Below are 1022 nucleotides of genomic sequence, written 5' to 3'. Positions count from 1 at the left end.
GATCGTCGCGCTGAGCAACTGCTCGGGCTCCCTCGTGCGCGGGCCGCGGTCGCGGGACGCCGACGCCGCGCTGGTGCTGACCAACGGCCACTGCCTGGAGTCGGGCATGCCGGACGCCGGCGAGGTGATCGTGGACCGCAGGTCGTCCCGGACGTTCACGCTCCTCGACCGGACGGGCGGCCGGAGCCTCGGCACCCTCCAGGCCACCAGGGTCGAGTACGCGACGATGACCGACACCGACGTGACCGTGTACCGGCTCGACACGACCTACGCGGCGATCCAGCAGCGCTACGGGATCCCCGCGCTGCGCCTGTCGACGGCCCGGCCGCACGACGGGACGCCGATCCGGGTCGTGTCCGGCTACTGGCGGAAGATCTACGGCTGCAGGACGGACGCGACCGTCTACCGGCTGCGCGAGGCCGACTGGACGTGGAAGGACTCCATCCGCTACAAGCCGGAGTGCCAGACCGTCCACGGGACGTCCGGGTCCCCGGTCATCGACGCCCGGACGCGCCAGGTCGTCGGCGTCAACAACACCGGCAACGACGACGGCGAGCGCTGCACGCTCAACAACCCGTGCGAAGTCGACCGCGCCGGGAACGTCACCGTCCGGAAGGGCGTCCACTACGGGCAGCAGACGTACCTGCTCGCCCGCTGCCTGGGCCAGGGCAACGACGTCGTGCTGGGCGGGGCGTGCGCGCTGCCCCGGCCCTGACGGGCAGCGGGCGGGCGGTCACCCCTCCGCCAGCAGCCCGGTGCGGAGCCGGTCGAGGGTCGCGCGGATCAGCCGGGAGACGTGCATCTGGGACAGGCCGATCTGCTCGGCGATCTGCGTCTGCGTCTTGTTCCCGAAGAACCGCAGGAGCAGGATCGTGCGCTCGCGCTCGGGCAGGTCGTCGATGAGGGGCCTGAGGGCGTGGCCGTCGATGAAGGCCTCCAGCGCCGGGTCCTCGGACCCGAGGTACTCGCCGACGGTGCCGGCCTCGCCGTCCGGTGTCCCGTCGGCCGGCGCCTCCAGCGAC

Annotated in this window: 2 protein-coding genes; one reads left to right on the top strand and one right to left on the bottom strand. The window is 72.6% G+C overall.

Translation table 11 applies throughout. The annotated features are described in order from the left end of the window. Positions 1 to 715: serine protease (locus AB0C69_RS42595; RefSeq protein ID WP_360362709.1), on the top strand; the 715-nt coding region annotated here is incomplete at its 5' end. A gap of 18 nt (positions 716 to 733) precedes the next feature. Here the strand turns inward: AB0C69_RS42595 and AB0C69_RS42590 are convergent. Then, the coding region (locus tag AB0C69_RS42590) for a sigma-70 family RNA polymerase sigma factor (RefSeq protein ID WP_360362706.1) at positions 734 to 1022 on the bottom strand (289 nt) is incomplete at its 5' end.

The organism is Actinomadura sp. NPDC048032 (assembly GCF_040653175.1).
In the GTDB taxonomy this organism is placed as follows: Bacteria; Actinomycetota; Actinomycetes; order Streptosporangiales; family Streptosporangiaceae; genus Spirillospora; species Spirillospora verrucosospora.
This window is presented reverse-complemented; position numbering and strand designations above follow the sequence as displayed.